Genomic DNA, 18084 nt, shown 5'->3' on the forward strand with positions numbered 1-18084 from the left:
TACTAATTACCTCTTATTAATAAAAATAAAGTGGCAAAAAAAACAGCATATCGCCCTCAAAAAAAACTCACTTTTATAGATATTATAAAAGGAAATTTTCTGAACCGTGATGAGTTGAAAACCCATTATAAGTTTTTCTTACTGATTTTTGTTTTGATGATGGGGATGATTTATTCTAACCATTTGGTGAACAAAAAAATAAAAATTGTAAACGCTTTAAAAGAACAAACCGAAGAATTCAAATCCAGAAATGCTTATGCCCAGAGCAAACTCATTAAAGTAAAAATGGAATCTGAACTGGGAAAAGAAGTCGCAGCAGACTCATTAATGACTTTAGAAAGTCACCCGCATAAACTTTTAATAAAATTAGACAGTACTGATGCAAAAGCAAAATGAATATGATAACAAACGTAAAAAGACGTTAAGATGGGGCTACTTCTTTGCAGTAGCATCTCTGTGCGTGTTTGTGCTTTTCATTGCAAGAATTATTGTTCTTCAAAACACCAATGTTCAGGAGATTAAAGATGATTATATCAACAATAATTATCGTACTGCCACTCTTAAAGCAGCTCGTGGAAATCTGTATGCTTCAGACGGTTCTATTCTCGCAACGACAGTAATGCGTTATGATGTCTTTCTTGATTTTAAAACCATGAAAGATACAGTCTACACAAACAATATTGGTCCGCTTACAGATTCTTTAAGTAAAATGTTCGGAAAATCGAGAGCCGATTTCAGAAAAAAATTTGATGAGCAGAGAAAAAAGAAAAACCAGTATTATTCTTTAGTAAAAGGATTAGATTTTGACCAATACGACAGAATCAGAAAGTTCCCGATTTTTAAAAGAGGTAAAAACAAGGGAGGCTTTATCATAGACAGAAATTACAAAAGAGAGCTTGCAACTTCAGAAATCGGTGCCGGAACAATAGGCATTGATAATGGAGTCGCAAAAGCAGGCTTAGAAGGTGCATTTTCAAAATACTTAACAGGAATCAATGGTGAAAGACTAGAACAGAGAGTCAATTCTTCACAGTGGAAACCTATTGATTTTTGGAAGGTGAAAGAACCCACTGACGGTCAGGACGTTTACACTACTTTAGACCTTAGAATTCAAGACATTGCGCATTCGGCCTTAGAAAAACAGCTGATTAATTTTGAAGCAAAACACGGTACGGTAATCGTAATGGAAGTAGCAACAGGGAAAGTTCGTGCTCTGGTTAACCTGAGAGAAACGGAACCCGGAGTGTATGAAGATGCTTATAATTATGCTCTAAAAGATAATATTGAACCGGGATCAACCTTTAAAACGATTTCGCTTTTAGCAGCAATGGACGACGGCTTTATTGATGAAAGCACCACAGTAAACGTAGGAAATGGGATTTGGACTTATGCTAAACAACGTATTTCAGACGGTCACGGCGGCGGAACTTACGAAATAAGTGATGTCCTCGCAAAATCCAGCAACGTAGGAACTGCAAAGCTGATTACCAAATATTACGCAGAAAATCCTCAGATTTTCTTAGATCATTTAAGAAGATGGAAATTATTTGATAAAATGGAAATTGAACTTCCGGGGATTACAAAACCCCGAATTTTAACTCCGAAAAGCAAATCATGGAATGCAGCAACCTTAGCTTCAATCTCTTACGGATATGCAACGAATATTAACCTTTTACAGTTAACTACTTTCTACAACGGAATTGCCAACAAAGGAAAAATGCTGAAACCTCTCTTCATCGATAAAATCATGAAAGACGGAAAAACAGTTTTCGAAGCAAAAGAAGAAGTGATTGTAAAGAAAATGGCCTCTGATAAAGCAATACAGATGATGACGAGTGCTTTAACGAAAGCTGTAGAAAAAGGAACAGGAAGAAGTATTTTCACACCCAACCTGAAAATGGCGGGAAAAACAGGAACCGCAAGATTTGAATACTGGTTGCCTGGTCCGATGAAATACAGAGCGTCATTCGCTGGATTTTATCCTGCAGACAATCCGAAATACACTTGCTACGTCATGATCAGCGAGCCCAATGTATCAAAGGGGTTTTATGGCGGAACGGTTTCCGCACCGGTTTTTAAAGAGATTGCAGGGAAAACTTTCCTGAAAACGCCTCAAAACGTAGAAAAAGAAATGCTTGTCGACAGAAAGGTTAACCTGAATAAAATGGTTGAGCCGAATGTAAAAGTAGCAGTCAACAATAAACAAATGCCAAGCGTAGTAGGATTGATTGGGAAAAACGTCATCCCGCAATTGGAAAATTTAGGATATCGTGTCGATTTTAAAGGTGTTGGAAGAATTAAAGAACAATTTCCGTTACAAGGCACCACGATTAGCAAAAACCAGAGGATTTATTTGTCTCTGCAAAATTAAAAGCGACGAAGTCGCGATATGTTGGTAGTATTGAATCAATAATAGTAAGAGGTGCGAAGTACCGATTTTTAGGTAAATGGAATTATTAAAATTATTAGAAAGAATCCAAATTCTGGAAACAATTGGAAATCCTGAGAGGGACGTTTCAGCATTGGTATTCGATAGCAGAAAGGTTTCTGAAAACTCTTTGTACATCGCATTGAAGGGAACAGTTGTAGATGGACATTCCTTTATTACCTCTTCCATTGAAAAAGGTGCAAAAGCCGTTGTTTGCGAAGAACTTCCGGAAAATTTAGATGAAAATATTACGTACATTAAAGTAAAAGACGCTTCTAAAACTTTAGGACATCTGGCTTCCAATTTTTACGGAAATCCTTCTGAAAAATTAAAATTAATCGGGGTTACCGGAACTAATGGAAAAACTTCTGTTTCGACTTTGCTTTTTGATGTATTTAAAAATTTAGGCTACAATTCTGCATTACTTTCAACGGTAGAAATCAGAATTGGCGAAGAAATTATTCCGGCAACCCATACAACTCCGGATGTAATTACCATCAACAAAATTTTAGCAAAAGCTGTTGATCAGGGTTGCGAATTTGCCTTTATGGAAGTAAGCTCTCACGGTATTGCCCAAAACAGGATTGAAGGTCTGACTTTTAAGATCGCAGGCTTTACCAATCTTACCCACGACCATTTAGATTATCATAAAACATTTGACGAATATTTAAAAATCAAGAAAAGATTTTTTGATGAGTTAAATGAAAACGCAATCGCTATCACTAATGTTGATGATAAAAACGGAAACGTGATGCTTCAGAACACAAAGGCTGCAAAAAGGTCTTATGCTTTGAAAACAATGGCAGATTATCACGGAAGAACTTTGGAAGTCGACTTCAACGGAATGCTATTAAATTTCAACGGAAAAGAATTCTGGACGACCTTAACAGGAAAATTCAATGTTTATAACTTATTGTTGGTTTTCGGAATTGCTTCGGAATTAGGGTTTGAGCAGGATGAAATTCTTCAGGCAATCAGCATTTTAAAAAGAGTTTCCGGAAGATTTGAAACCTTCAAATCTGATGGCGGAATTTTCTTCATTGTTGATTATGCACACACTCCGGATGCGTTAGAAAATGTGTTAGACAGCATCAATGATATCAGAACAAAAAACGAAAGACTGATTACCGTTTTCGGATGTGGAGGCGACAGAGATCACGCCAAGAGACCTGAAATGGGAAATATTGCTTCAAAGAAATCAACTTTAGCGATCATCACTTCAGACAACCCGAGAACGGAAGACCCAAACCAGATTATAAAAGAAATTGAAGCTGGTGTTGAACCTCAAAACTTCAGCAAATACACTTCAATTCCTGACAGAAGAGAAGCCATCAAAATGGCCATCAAATTCTCAGAACCGAAAGATATTGTTCTCGTAGCCGGAAAAGGTCACGAAAACTATCAGGAAATCAATGGTGTAAAACATCATTTTGATGACAAACAAGTGATAAATGAGTTATGGCAATTAATGAGCAAATAAAATTTAAATAAAAGCATTATGCTATATTATCTATACGAATACTTAACGAGCCAGGGCATCCACATTCCGGGATTAGGAATGTTGAAGTACATCTCATTCCGAGCAGGGATGGCGGTTTTGTTGTCTTTAACGATTGCGCTGATCTACGGAAAAAGCATCATTAATTATCTGAGAGGAAAACAGATGGGCGAGTTGGTTCGTGATTTAGGATTAGACGGACAAAAACAAAAGGAAGGAACTCCTACAATGGGAGGTTTCATCATCATTATTGCGACTTTGATTCCTGTTTTACTGTTTACAAGAATTACCAATATTTATATAGTTCTCTTAATTGTTACCGTAGTTTGGATGGGAGCCATTGGTTTTTTAGACGATTATTTAAAGAAAATTAAAAAAAATAAAGACGGATTAAGCGGGAAATTCAAAATCGTAGGACAGGTTGGTTTAGGGTTAATCATCGGAGTGACCATGTATTTCCATCCAGATATTACGGTAAAGAGAAAATATGCAGATACAAAAGTGGTAAACAGAAATAATGTAGAGCGAAACTTCATGCCTGCAGAGAAAATCACTGTTTCCACGGTTCCTTTTGCTAAAAATAATGAATTTGACTATAGCGGAATTCTTTTCTGGATGAATGACGAAGATGCTCACGAATGGGCCTGGATTGTTTTCATACCCATCGTCATATTTATTGTGACTGCAGTCTCAAACGGAGCCAATATCACCGACGGAATTGACGGTCTTGCAGCGGGAACAAGTACGGTAATCCTCTTAACGCTGGCATTTTTCACCTATGTTTCCGGGAATATCATCTTTGCAGATTATCTAAATATCATGTTTTTACCCAACATGGGTGAAACCACGATTTTCGTCGTCGCCATGGTGGGAGCTGTGATCGGATTTTTTTGGTACAATACGTATCCCGCTCAGGTTTTCATGGGAGATACCGGAAGCTTGATGTTGGGTGGTGTAATTGCTGTTTTGGCAGTTATTTTAAGAAAAGAATTAATGATCCCTGTGCTTTGCGGAATTTTCTTAATCGAAAATGTTTCGGTAATGCTCCAGGTAGTTGTTTTTAAATACAGAAAAAGAAAATTCGGGTTAGAATATGCCCAGAATAATAGATTGTTTAAAATGTCTCCTTTGCATCATCATTATCAAAAAGATGGTTTTCACGAAAGTAAAATCGTCAACAGAATGATTATTATCGGGGTGATGTTAGCGATTGTATGTCTCATTACATTGAAAATGAGATAAAATTAGCAATAAGGGATAAGTGTAAAGCTTAAATCCTTGTGCACAAAGTAAATTATATGAAAATAGTTGTCTTAGGAGGTGGAGAAAGTGGTTGTGGTGCCGCTTATTTGGCTAAAAAGAAAGGTTTGGAAGTATTTCTTTCAGACAAAGGAGCCATTAAGGATAACTACAAGCAATTTCTGACAGAAAATGAAATTGAATTTGAAGAAGGGAACCACGATGAAGAAAGAATCTTAAGCGCAGACTGGATCGTAAAAAGCCCCGGAATTCCGAAAAAGGCAGAGATGATTCATAAAATTCATATGAAGGGAATCAGAATTTCTTCGGAAATAGAATTTGCCTCAGAATTTACCAATGCGAAGATTATTGCCATCACCGGAAGCAACGGGAAAACAACGACTACGTCTTTGATCTACTACATTCTGAAAAGCGACGGAATGAATGTTGGTTTGGGTGGAAATATTGGTTACAGTTTTGCAAAACAGGTTGCAGATGAGAATCATGAGTATTATGTTTTGGAGGTTAGTTCTTTCCAGCTGGATGATATTCAGAATTTCAGACCCTATATTTCAATGTTGCTGAATCTGTCTAAAGATCATTTGGATCAATACAATTATAACTATGAAGAATATGCTTTAGCAAAATTCAGAATCGCTGAAAATCAGGAAAATGACAATTTTTTCATCTACAATAAAGATGATGAAATGAGCAAAAATATTCTTGAAAAATTTGAGATCAAAGCGAAAATGATACCTTTTTCAACCAAGGAAAAACTCAATGAAGGAGGTTTTATTGATAGCGAGGAATTAATAGTAAAGCTGAAAGATAAATTTTCCATGAAAATTGAAGAACTGTCTTTAATGGGAAATCATAACGTTGCCAACAGCTTAGCGGCTTCCATAGCAGGTAAAATATTGGAAATCAGCAATGAAAGTATCAGAAATTCATTGATGACGTTTCAGGCAGTTGAACACAGGCTTGAATTGGTAACTGAAACAGATGGTGTAAAATTTATCAACGACAGCAAGGCAACCAATGTCAACGCAACCTATTATGCCTTAGAAAGTATGAAAACTCCCACCGTTTGGATTGTCGGGGGGCAGGATAAAGGAAATGACTACTCAGAAATTGAGGATTTAGTTAAAAAGAAAGTAAAAGCAATTATCTGCTTAGGAATTGATAATCAAAAAATCATCGATTTCTTTAAAGATAAGAAAGAGTTTATTTATGATACTTCCAGCATGGAAGAAGCGGTGGAAATCTCAAAATCATTAGCCAAAAACGGCGATACGGTTTTGCTGTCACCGTGTTGCGCAAGCTTCGATTTATTCAAGAATTATGAAGACCGCGGCAATCAGTTCAAAGAACAAGTTTTAAAAACAACAGCTAATAGTAACAACTAATAGCATAGAAATATGAACGAACAATACACAGAAAGCAAATTTGAATTTCTAAAGGGCGATAAAGTGCTTTGGATGGTCATTATTGTGATCTCCATTTTCTCTATTTTCCCGGTGTATTCTGCAAGTTCGAATTTAGAATACATCGTCAATAACGGAACTACGACAGGGCACGTTATCAAACATATGTTTTTTGTTGTCTTAGGATTAGGAGTAATGCGACTGGCAGGAACCGTAAAATATGAGTACCTCGGAAAACTCAGCAGCATTATGCTGGGAATTATGATTATCCTATTGATCGTTACGATGTTTACCGGACAGACCATTGATGGTGCAAGTGCTTCCCGATGGTTAAAAATTCCCGGAACACCCATTTCATTTCAGCCCTCATCTTTTGCTTTTTTAATGTTAGTTATTTACCTGTGCAGATATTTAACCAAAAAAATTACACGAGAAAGACTTCCCATTGAAAATGTGATGTACATTTTCGGACCCATTTTACTTGTTTTTGTATTGGTTGCAAAAGATAATGGCTCTACAGCATTGATGATTTTGATGGTGTCTGTAATCGTTTTAGTGATCGGACAGCTTCACTGGAAGTACATTGCAGGATTTATTTCAACATCAGTCATTGCTATTATTCTGTTTTTAATCATTGCTCTGAATACCAATATGATCGGCGGAAACCGTGTACATACGTGGATGAGCCGAATCGAAACATTTACTTCAAGCAAGGCAAAAACTGCCGATGTGGATGATGAAAGCGTCAAAGCAAAGAATTATCAGGTAATGCAGGCAAAAGCTGCCATCGTTCACGGCGGAATTACAGGAATGGGACCGGGAAAAAGCGCTCTGAAACAAATGCTTCCGCAATCTGCATCCGATTTCATTTTTGCAGTAATTGTTGAAGAATATGGAGTAATTGGTGCCATATTTCTCATCAGTATGTATCTGATTATGATCATCAGGATCGTCATGATCGCGAGTAAAATGCCCGCCTTTTTTGGATCGTTGCTTGTGCTCAGTCTCGGAGTAATGATTTTTATACAATTGGCAGTAAATATTGCTGTGGCAGTCAACCTGATTCCGGTTACAGGACAGCCTTTGCCATTGATTAGTTATGGTGGAACATCCATGTTGGTTACGTATTTACAATTAGGAATTATTTTAAATATAAGCTCAAGAATTCAGATCTACGATGAAGAAGGAATGGGTAAAAAACAAAATATAGAAGAGATAAACGATATCGCTTAAATATAAATGATGAATGATAATTTATAATTGATTTTCATATCGCTTATCAATCATCATTTATCAATAATAAAAAGTATGAACAAAAAATTAAAAATATTGTTATCAGGCGGCGGAACAGGAGGACACATCTTCCCGGCAATTGCTATCGCAGACGAAATCAAGAAAAGATTTCCTGATGCAGAATTTTTGTTCATTGGCGCCAACGGAAAAATGGAAATGGAAAAAGTTCCGCAGGCAGGTTATAAAATAGAAGGAATAGACATCGCTGGAATCAATAGAGGAAATATACTTTCCAATTTAGGTCTGCCTTTCAAAATTTTGAAAAGTCTATCTAAATCTAAAAGAATAATTAAAAGTTTTGCTCCGGATTTTGCAGTCGGGACAGGCGGTTTCGCAAGCGGACCCGCTTTGTACGAAGCGACCAAAATGGGAATTCCGATTTTTATTCAGGAACAGAATGCCCATGCAGGAGTGACCAATAAAATTTTAAGTAAAAAAGCAAAAGCAGTTTTTACAGCCTATCCTCAAGTGGAAGGTTTTCCGGCTGAAAAAATAAAGTTTTTAGGAAATCCTATTCGTGAGAATATCATTTCAGGAATGCAGGAAACTTCTCAGGCAAAGGAGAAAATGGGTTTAGAAGATAAACTTACGATTCTGTCAGTCGGAGGCTCTTTAGGCTCACGAACATTAAACAACGGCTGGAAAGATAATGTAGAAAACCTGAAAGAAAAAGGTTACCAGTTAATCTGGCAAACGGGAAAACTGGATTATAAAGAAATTGTTGATCGTTATCAATTATCAGTTGATGGAAATTCAAACAGCCAACAACCGACTAACAATCAACTACAAATAAAGGAATTCATCAAAGACATGGAAACTGCCTATTCAGCAGCCGATGTCATCGTTTCTAGAGCAGGTGCAATTGCTATTTCAGAGTTGGCTGTTGCTCAGAAACCTGTTTTATTGGTACCATTTCCGTTTGCAGCAGAAGATCATCAGACCAAAAATGCAATGAATCTGGTTGAAAAAAACGCAGCCAAAATGGTAAAAGATTCTGAAATGCCAGAGAAATTCTGGAGTACATTATCAGAAATCTGCGAAAACGAAAATGTAAGAAAAGAAATGTCTGACAATCTGAAATATTTTGCCAAACCCAATGCAGCAAAAGAGATTGTGGATGAGATTTTTAAAATAATGAAAGCTTCGACAAGCTAAGTCTGACACCGCAAAATAAAAGCAGTTGGTATTAGAGATGTCTTGTCGAAGGGCTATTAAAAAATAGAAACCATTGTGTGTAACGGACTAATTAAGCTTGCTTAGAAAGCAAATAGGATAAATAAAATGAACAATTTAAAAACATATCAAAATTTTTACTTCGTCGGCATCGGAGGTATCGGAATGAGTGCTTTGGCGCGCTATTTCCATGCTTCCGGCAAGAAAGTTTTGGGGTACGACAAAACCAATACAAAACTGACTCAGCAGTTGATGAGCGAAGGAATAGATATTGTTTTCGAAGATATTCTTGACGAAAAAATCACATTACTTCAAAAAGAAAATACATTGGTTATCTACACTCCGGCGATTAAAAAGCTTGGGATTTTAGATTATTTTAATGAAAATCAGTTTCAAGTTTTAAAACGTGCCAAAGTTTTAGGTTTAATTACCGAAAACACAGACTGCATCGCAGTAGCAGGAACTCATGGAAAAACAACTACCTCTACTCTGGTTTCACATTTGTGCAAAGAAGCAGATTTGCCATTTTCCTGTTTTTTAGGAGGGATTTCTGAGAATTTTAAATCAAATTTTCTGTACAACGGAAATCAGTATTCTGTAGTGGAAGCCGACGAATATGACAGAAGTTTCCTGAGTCTTTCTCCGGATTGGGCGGTGATCACTTCTACAGATGCAGATCATTTGGATATCTATGGAGATAAAAATACGATTGAAGAAGGTTTCAGACAGTTTGCGGCATTAGTTCCTGAAGACAAACAACTTTTTGTGAGAAAAGGAATTGAAATAGGAAGAGCGCATAAAACGTATGCTGTAAACGAAGAAGCTGATTATTATTCAGACAATCTTCGGATGGATTATGATAAAATTTATTTTGATTTTCATGTACCAGCAAATGATTCTCACTCTGAGTTCGTCGAAGAGTTTGTCTGGGACGTTCCCGGAATTCACAATGTTGAAAATGCAACCGTTGCGATTGCAATTCTACACAATTTAGGAGTTGATTTTGAAACTTTAAAGAAAGCAATTGCCAATTTTAAAGGAATTAAAAGAAGATATACGAAACATATTTATCCGACTGGTAAAATTTATATTGATGATTATGCGCACCATCCGACTGAGATTAATGCGGTTGTTGGTTCCATCAAAACGTTTTATCCTGATAAAAAACTGCTGGTTGTTTTCCAGCCACATCTTTTCAGCCGAACGAGAGATTTTGCAGATGGATTTGCTGAAAGTTTAAGCAATTCTGAAGAACTGATTTTGCTTGATATTTATCCGGCGAGAGAACTTCAGGAAAACTTTGATGGCATTACTTCAAATTGGTTATTGGAAAAAGTGACTTTAGATAAAAAAGAAATTTCAGGTTTGTCTGAAGCTTTTAATAAAATAAAAGAAAAAGATTTTGACATTTTGCTCACAGTGGGTGCAGGAAATATTGATACGCTGTACGACCCGATTTGCGAGTGGTTAAATAAGATGTAAAAAGTAGTAATGTATAAACGTATTAATGATGCAGTGCCCATGAATACTTTTACATTGATACATGAATAAAAAAAATGAAAAACAAATACAGAATTTTAAAAATTGCCGTCACAGTAATCCTACTTGGTTTCCTGTTGAGTTTCTCTTTGAAGAAATTCAGTAGCCAGAAGATTACGGATAGTAAAATTTCTGTGAAAATGAATGAAAAAACTCCGGTGTATTTTATTGATGAAAAGGATATTAAAGAAATCGTCAAAAAAGAGAATCCGTCAGGAAAAGTTGGGGATTTAAATATTCCTGAATTGGAAAAGAAAATTAATGCCCTTCCGGCGGTTGACAGTGCCAATGTTTATTTAAATCTTAATGGAAAACTCAATTTGGATATCAAACAAAGAGTTCCGGTTTTCAGGTTGAATTATAACGGCAATGATTTTTATGTAGACGAAAAGGGAACAGAATTTCCGATTTCCAGACCCTATTCTCATCCCTGTATGTTGGTAACCGGAAATGTGAAAAAAGATGAATATGAAAAGCTGGCAGAATTGGTTGACAAAATTGACAAAGATAATTTCAGCAAAAAGTATTTCATCGGAATTTCAAAATATAAAGACAACTACAATCTCCTCACAAGCGAAGGGAATTACAAAGTAGAGATTGGAGATTTAGATAATATTGAATTAAAAGTAAAAGGTTTCAAAACTTTTGTTGAGAAATACCTGGTGTTCCAGGATCCCCAAAAGTACAGTATGGTTTCGGTGAAATATCAGAATCAGATTGTCACAACACTGAATCCTTATTTTAAAGAAAATGACAGTATTTTAAAAGCGGGGCATCAAGATTTAGCTAAAACCCCGGTTAAAAAAGCGAGTTCTGCTGCTTTAAAACCTAAAGAAAAGACAAAGCCAAAAGCAGTTGTCAAACCAAAGGAGAAAAAGAAAACTCCCGAAAAGAAACCGGCAGCAAAGCCTAAAACTAAAGCGAAGGTTAAAATAGAATAAAACAGAAAGTTCATAACGGACAATTTAATAAAGAACAGGAAAAATCCTTTTAAGTAAAAAGAAATAAATCAAATCAATATACAATGGAAAATCAAGAGTATTCAGTAGGTCTTGACATCGGGACAACCAAAATTGTCGCCATTGTCGGAAGGAGGAATGCCCACGGGAAAATAGAAGTTCTCGGTGTTGGTAAGGCCAAAAGTCTTGGAGTTCATAAAGGGATTGTGAATAATATTTCACAAACCATCAACTCTATCAAAGCAGCTGTGGCAGAAGCACAAACCAGTGCGGGAGTTCCTATTCATAAGGTCACTGTGGGTATTGCAGGAAAACATATTCGTTCTCTGCAGCATTCAGATTATATTATGCGTGAGAATCCGGACAGATTCATCACAGATGATGACATCGAAGCACTGAAAGATCAGGTGAAAAAACTGGTCATGCTTCCTGGTGAAGAGATTATCCATGTTTTACCGCAGGAATATAAGGTTGATTCTGAAGGCGAAATTCAGGAGCCTGTCGGGATGCACGGAAAACGTCTTGAAGCCAATTTCCATGTTGTTGTTGGACAAATGGGTAGCATCAGAAACATCGCAAGATGTGTAAGAGAAGCAGGTTTAGAGATGGAGGCGCTTACATTAGAACCTTTAGCATCTTCCGAAGCTGTTCTTACCAAAGAAGAAAAAGAAGCAGGAGTAGCCATTGTAGACATCGGTGGTGGTACTACAGATATTGCTATTTTCAAAGATAACATCATCCGTCATACCTGCGTCATTCCTTACGGAGGCGGAATTATCACGGAAGACATCAAAGAAGGATGTTCAATTATAGAAAAGCACGCTGAGCAATTAAAGGTTAAGTTTGGTTCTGCAGTTCCGGAGCTGGAGAAAGACAGCACATTTGTAACGATTCCAGGACTTCACGGAAGACCAGACAAAGAAATTTCACTGAAAACTTTAGCACAGATTATCAATGCAAGAGTAGAGGAAATTTTAGAAATGGTCAATACCGAATTAAAGGCTTACGGAGCATTTGAACAAAAGAAAAAGCTGATTGCAGGAATTGTTCTGACAGGTGGAGGTTCCAATCTGAAGCATCTTCGTCAGCTAGCAAATTATACAACAGGCTTTGATAGTAGAATTGGTTTCGCAAATGAATATATTGCCAACGATAAAAACCAGTATCTTAAAGGACCGGAATTTGCAACGTCTATCGGGTTGCTGATGGAAAGTTTGAAAATCAGAGATAAAAAAACAGTTGCTGTAGAAGAGGAAGAGGTTATTGAAAGTAAAGCTGATCAAACTGAACAGCAGGCTCACGTTGAGACTCAAACTCAAATAACGCAACAACAAGAAGAAGAATTCAGAACACCTGTACAGATATCAAGACCTCAGAAGCCAACTTTCGGACAGTCTCTGATGGAAAAAGTGAAAAAATTCTTTGAAGAAGTCGAATAAAAAAAATAGAAGTGATGAATGATAAGCGATGAATGATTTTTCTCATCAACTATCATAATCGATTATCAAACATATAAAAATATAACTATGGAAAATATAGGCACACAAGGATTTTCATTTGATCTGCCAAAAGGAAATTCTTCGATTATTAAAGTAATCGGTGTAGGTGGTGGCGGAAACAACGCACTGAAGCACATGTACGAAAAAGGAATACACGGGGTAGATTTCGTGATTTGTAATACAGATGCTCAGACTTTAGATAACAATCCTGTTTCCAACAAAGTTCAGTTGGGAGTTACCATTACTGAAGGTCTTGGAGCAGGTGCAGATCCTGAAGTAGGCGAAAAAGCGGCGATTGAAAGTATCGAGGAGATCAAAGCAGCAATGGGACAAAACACCAAAATGGTTTTCATTACCGCAGGAATGGGTGGTGGTACCGGAACTGGTGCTGCACCTGTTATTGCTAAAGTTGCCAAAGATATGGGGATTCTTACGGTAGGTATTGTGACTGTTCCGTTCAGCTTTGAAGGAAAAAGAAGACTAGATCAGGCAGAATTAGGTCTTGAAAAACTAAGAAATAATGTTGATTCACTCATTGTGATCAACAATGATAAATTAAGACAGCAATTTGGAAACCTTGGCTTCAAACAAGGATTTTCTAAAGCCGATGAAGTTTTAACCAATGCCGCAAAAGGAATGGCAGAAGTTATTACCGGCTACTTTGATGTAAACATCGACTTTAGAGATGCTAAATCGGTGCTTCAGAATTCCGGTACGGCATTAATGTCTACAGGTACAGCTTCAGGTGAAAACAAAGCTGAAGAAGCTGTAAGAAAAGCATTAGACTCCCCATTATTGAATGACAACAAAATTACAGGTGCAAGAAACGTGTTATTGTTGATCAGAAGCGGTGTGGAAGAAGCTACGATGGACGAAATCGGGATCATTATGGATTACATTCAGAAAGAAGCCGGTCACACAGCCGACATTATTTTTGGTGTAGGAGCCGATGAAGAATTAGGTGATGCAGTAAGTGTATTGGTGATTGCCACTGGTTTTTCTAATGATAATCAAAAATTTTCAGGACCTACTGAGAAAATCAGAATTGGTTTAAATGATGCACTGGAAACTCCAAAAGCTTCTCCGTTCAAAACAAGAGATGAAAGAGAAGTTTCTTCTGAACAGGGATACGAATTTGGAGGAAAAAATCTTTTCAGATTAGATGATGAAGACCAGCCGACACCGCAATTCAAGATGTCGTCTATTGAAAAAAAAATGATTATCGAGGATGAAGATGTAAAAACTGAAATAAAATTCTCTGATAGACAGGAAGATACGTCAGAAAGCACAATTCAGAGCTGGAGAAATGATGAGGCAAGCAATGAAGACAATATAAATTTATTTTCTTTTGATGATGACAATGATCCAAACGATTTGGAGATTCAGTCTTTCTCTTTTGATTTTGAAAATAAGAAAAATGAGTCAGTTGAAAATTCATTCAGCAATAATTATTCAGATGAAAAAGCGGTTGAGTTTAATTTTACAGTGAACGAACCGATTGCTGAAAAATATGATTTTGAACAGCCCAAAAATGAAGTTGAAATTTCTAATGTGATTGAGAAAAAAACAGAAGAAATAACGCAAAAAATTGAAACATTTTATCATGCTTCAGAACAACCGAAAGCTGAAGAAAGACCTGTTGTAGAAAAAAGAGTAGAAATAGAAACTACAAGACACACAGAATCTGAATTTACTTTTGTGAATAAACCTGCAGATCAGGAAAGAGTGTCAGAAAGAAGAAACAAACTGAAAGAATTTAATTCCCGTTATCAAAATTTTGATCATGTGAACGAATTTGAATCTGTACCTGCTTTCAAAAGAAAAAATATTTCAATTGACGGCTCCAATGCTTCAGACCAAAATATCAACACTTATTTGTCTGACAACAACGGAAACATGCAGATCAGAGAAAACAGATTCTTAAATAAAGATGTAGACTAAAATAATATAACAATGTAGAAATGTACCAATGTAACAATTTCGAACTGTCATGCTGAGCTTGTCGAAGCATTTCATTGGTAAACTGTTACATTGATACATTGTTAAATTAAATAAAAATGAGTTTAGAAAATACCATAAGCGAAGCAATAAAAACAGCAATGAGAGCAAAAGACAGAGTTGCTTTAGACTCTCTGCGCGCTGTAAAATCTCAGATATTATTGCTGAAAACCGAAGCTTTAGGAGCTGAAGTTTCTGCAGAACAGGAAATTGCAATTCTGCAAAGAATGATCAAGCAGAGAAAAGATTCTTATGAGCAGTTTGCTGCTCAGGGAAGAAACGATTTGGCAGAAGTAGAGGACGCTCAGATGAAAGTAATTGAGAAGTTTTTGCCTGCCCAATTATCTTCTGAAGAATTAGAAACAGAAATTAAGCAGATTATTTCTGAAACAGGCGCTGAATCTATGAAAGATTTAGGGAAAGTAATGGGAATAGCTTCAAAAAACCTAGCCGGAAAATCTGACGGAAAAAGTATTTCCGAGATGGCTAAAAAGCTTCTTTCGTAAACATAATATATCCATGATAATTGATGTTGAGATCATTCATCAATTAAATCATCGATTATATTTTAGGATATTCAACCTTTGCATATCGATTTGATTAACAAAGCCCGGAACATGATGTTTCGGGCTTTTTTGATGGGCTGACTTTTCAAAATTACTTATGGATATTCTAAAAAACCACTGTTAAGTAATCCAGAAAAGTTGGGAACCACACTACATTCTATATATCAGTATCAACTGATGTATGATAAAATCTTATGAAAAAAAATTTTCTCACGGGTATTAGTTTTTATAATCATTTCAAAATTAATAAAAATTAACAATACTTTAACTGAAAATTCTCAACAATAATTTAATTCAGCTAGAATTTATATATAAAATCATTAATATTCATTTTGTTTTGCGAATTAATCAATAGTTTTTATAAATTGACAAGTCTTAGAGAATATTGTAAATTTGTTGTCAATTAAAATTTATAAAAATGTATCCATCAGATTTAGTATTGCCGATGAAGGCTGAACTTACAAATAAAGGTTTTCAGGATTTAGCAACTCCTGCACAAGTAGAAGATGCTTTGAAGCAATCCGGAACTACTCTTTTAGTAATCAACTCTGTTTGCGGATGTGCGGCAGGAGCAGCAAGACCGGGCGTAGTTTACTCTTTAACCGGAGAAAAAAAACCAGATCATTTGACCACTGTTTTTGCAGGTTTTGATAAAGATGCAGTTGATGCAGCTAGAAAGCATTTAGCTCCATTCCCTCCAAGCTCACCATGTGTGGCACTTTTCAAAGACGGAGAATTGGTTCATATGCTGGAAAGACACCATATCGAAGGAAATCCTGCAGGAGCAATCGCAGCAAATCTTCAGGCTGCTTATGACGAATATTGCTAATAGCAAGTAATTAAAAGCTTTATATAGAAACCGTTACAAATTTTGTGACGGTTTTTTTATTTAAATCATTCGCAGGAAATTCAAATATGATTATATTTGTTGAAATGGCAACGAAAGCACTTTTCAATACGGTAGTCAATTGGTTTATCAGGCAAAGGATAGATCAGATACAGAATTTTATGGATCATCCCATAGAAACGCAGAACGGAATTCTTTTTTCACAGCTGTTTCATGCAGAAGATACCGAGTATGGTAAGCGATATGGCTTTAACACCATATCAAGCTATCAGGATTTTAAAAATAAAGTTCCTGTTGTCACTTACGAAGACTTCGAACCATATATCGAAAAAGCCAGACAAGGCCATAAAGATGTAAGCTGGCCTGGCTACATCAAGCATTTTGCGAAATCTTCCGGAACGACAAATGCCAAAAGTAAATTCATTCCCATTTCTGCAGAGAGTTTAGAATACTGTCACATGAAAGCTGGCAAGGATATGGTCTCTATCTATGCTAATAATCACCCTGAAAATCAGCTTTTTACCAATAAAAATTTACGTCTCGGCGGAAGTTCGGAATTGTATGCAGATTTCAACACCAAATTTGGAGATCTTTCAGCAATTCTGATTGATAATCTTCCTTTTTGGGTAGAAATTACAACCACACCAAGCAAGAAAGTTTCTTTAATGGGAGAATGGGAAAGTAAGTTAAAAGCCATTACTTCTGAAGTTAAAAATGAAGATGTAGGAAGTATTTTGGGTGTTCCAAGCTGGATGATGGTTCTGTTACAAAGAGTTTTGAAAGAAACAGACGTCAAAAACATTTCAGAATTGTGGCCGAATCTGGAAGTATTTTTCCATGGTGGAATCAGCTTTAAACCTTACAAAGATCAGTTTAAACAAATCATCGGAAAAAATATCAATTACTACGAAATTTACAACGCTTCTGAAGGATTCTTTGGAATTCAGGACAGACCCAACAGTGATGAAATGCTTCTAATGCTCGACTACGGTATTTTCTACGAATTTATTCCGATCGATCAGTTTCATTGTCCGAATCCGAAAGTCATTAGTCTGGAAGATGTAGAAATCGGGAAAAACTACGCAATGGTCATCACCACCAACGGTGGATTGTGGAGATATTTAATTGGTGACACCGTTATTTTCACATCAACCAATCCTTTCAGAATAAAAATTACCGGAAGAACCAAACATTACATTAATGCTTTTGGTGAAGAATTGATGATTACCAATGTAGAATCTGCTTTGACGAAAGCCTGTGAAGCAACAAAAGCGGCGGTTAGAGATTTCACGGGCGCACCCATTTTTATGAAAGAAAACGAAAGCGGTGCTCACGAATGGATTTTTGAATTCAGCGAAAAACCTGATAATTTAGATGAGTTTACTGAGATTTTTGATCAGCATCTGAAAGCAATTAATTCTGATTATGAGGCCAAAAGGTATAACAATATCACTTTGAAAAAACCTGTCATCCATATAGCAAGACCCAACTTATTCTACCGCTGGCTTGAGTCTAAAGGAAAGCTCGGCGGGCAAAACAAAGTGCCGCGTCTGAGCAACGACAGAGAATATATAGATCCCTTATTGAAAATGAATCAGTCATAAAAAAACCGCAGAAATTT

The 18084-nt window shown here is 36.3% G+C and carries 14 protein-coding genes; all 14 read left to right on the top strand.

What is annotated here, in order from left to right:
- The first annotated feature begins 30 nt into the window (after positions 1-30).
- The 14 genes from ACZZ9T_RS03215 to ACZZ9T_RS03280 all read left to right on the top strand — a co-directional run bounded on the left by ACZZ9T_RS03215 (position 31) and on the right by ACZZ9T_RS03280 (position 18067).
- Complete coding sequence (locus tag ACZZ9T_RS03215) at positions 31-396, top strand: FtsL-like putative cell division protein (protein WP_463440893.1); 366 nt, start codon at positions 31-33, stop codon at positions 394-396.
- Positions 380-2371: a penicillin-binding transpeptidase domain-containing protein gene (locus ACZZ9T_RS03220; protein ID WP_463429955.1), complete on the top strand. Its 1992-nt coding sequence runs from the start codon at positions 380-382 to the stop codon at positions 2369-2371. Before ACZZ9T_RS03215 ends, ACZZ9T_RS03220 begins: the two co-directional genes overlap by 17 nt.
- 76 nt (positions 2372-2447) lie before the next feature.
- Entirely contained in the window at positions 2448-3908 is a 1461-nt protein-coding gene (locus tag ACZZ9T_RS03225) for a UDP-N-acetylmuramoyl-L-alanyl-D-glutamate--2,6-diaminopimelate ligase (RefSeq protein WP_463440894.1), read from the top strand.
- Positions 3909-3926: 18 nt separating this feature from the next.
- Positions 3927-5168: a phospho-N-acetylmuramoyl-pentapeptide-transferase gene (gene mraY, locus ACZZ9T_RS03230; RefSeq protein ID WP_463440895.1), complete on the top strand. Its 1242-nt coding sequence runs from the start codon at positions 3927-3929 to the stop codon at positions 5166-5168.
- A 56-nt stretch (positions 5169-5224) separates the two neighbouring features.
- Complete coding sequence (gene murD / locus ACZZ9T_RS03235) at positions 5225-6571, top strand: UDP-N-acetylmuramoyl-L-alanine--D-glutamate ligase (RefSeq protein ID WP_463440896.1); 1347 nt, start codon at positions 5225-5227, stop codon at positions 6569-6571.
- Between the two features lie 12 nt (positions 6572-6583).
- Positions 6584-7822: an FtsW/RodA/SpoVE family cell cycle protein gene (locus ACZZ9T_RS03240; protein WP_463429959.1), complete on the top strand. Its 1239-nt coding sequence runs from the start codon at positions 6584-6586 to the stop codon at positions 7820-7822.
- Between the two features lie 75 nt (positions 7823-7897).
- Positions 7898-9037: an undecaprenyldiphospho-muramoylpentapeptide beta-N-acetylglucosaminyltransferase gene (murG, locus tag ACZZ9T_RS03245; RefSeq protein ID WP_463440897.1), complete on the top strand. Its 1140-nt coding sequence runs from the start codon at positions 7898-7900 to the stop codon at positions 9035-9037.
- A gap of 126 nt (positions 9038-9163) precedes the next feature.
- Positions 9164-10537, top strand: a complete 1374-nt coding sequence (gene murC / locus ACZZ9T_RS03250) for a UDP-N-acetylmuramate--L-alanine ligase (protein ID WP_463440898.1) — start codon at positions 9164-9166, stop codon at positions 10535-10537.
- A gap of 74 nt (positions 10538-10611) precedes the next feature.
- Positions 10612-11535, top strand: coding sequence for a cell division protein FtsQ/DivIB (locus tag ACZZ9T_RS03255; RefSeq protein WP_463440899.1), 924 nt, complete (start codon positions 10612-10614; stop codon positions 11533-11535).
- An 83-nt stretch (positions 11536-11618) separates the two neighbouring features.
- Positions 11619-12992 carry a cell division protein FtsA gene (ftsA, locus tag ACZZ9T_RS03260; protein WP_463440900.1) on the top strand — a complete coding sequence of 458 codons (1374 nt, stop codon included), beginning with the start codon at positions 11619-11621 and terminating at the stop codon, positions 12990-12992.
- 87 nt (positions 12993-13079) lie between these two features.
- On the top strand, positions 13080-14993 hold the full coding sequence (ftsZ, locus tag ACZZ9T_RS03265; RefSeq protein WP_463440901.1) for a cell division protein FtsZ: 1914 nt from the start codon (positions 13080-13082) through the stop codon (positions 14991-14993).
- A gap of 116 nt (positions 14994-15109) precedes the next feature.
- Positions 15110-15556 carry a GatB/YqeY domain-containing protein gene (locus tag ACZZ9T_RS03270; protein ID WP_463429966.1) on the top strand — a complete coding sequence of 149 codons (447 nt, stop codon included), beginning with the start codon at positions 15110-15112 and terminating at the stop codon, positions 15554-15556.
- Between the two features lie 478 nt (positions 15557-16034).
- Entirely contained in the window at positions 16035-16445 is a 411-nt protein-coding gene (locus ACZZ9T_RS03275; RefSeq protein WP_463429967.1) for a BrxA/BrxB family bacilliredoxin, read from the top strand.
- A 104-nt stretch (positions 16446-16549) separates the two neighbouring features.
- Entirely contained in the window at positions 16550-18067 is a 1518-nt protein-coding gene (locus ACZZ9T_RS03280; protein WP_463442975.1) for a GH3 auxin-responsive promoter family protein, read from the top strand.
- The last annotated feature ends 17 nt before the right edge of the window (positions 18068-18084 follow it).

The sequence above is a fragment of the Chryseobacterium sp. AC417 genome, from assembly GCF_979258215.1.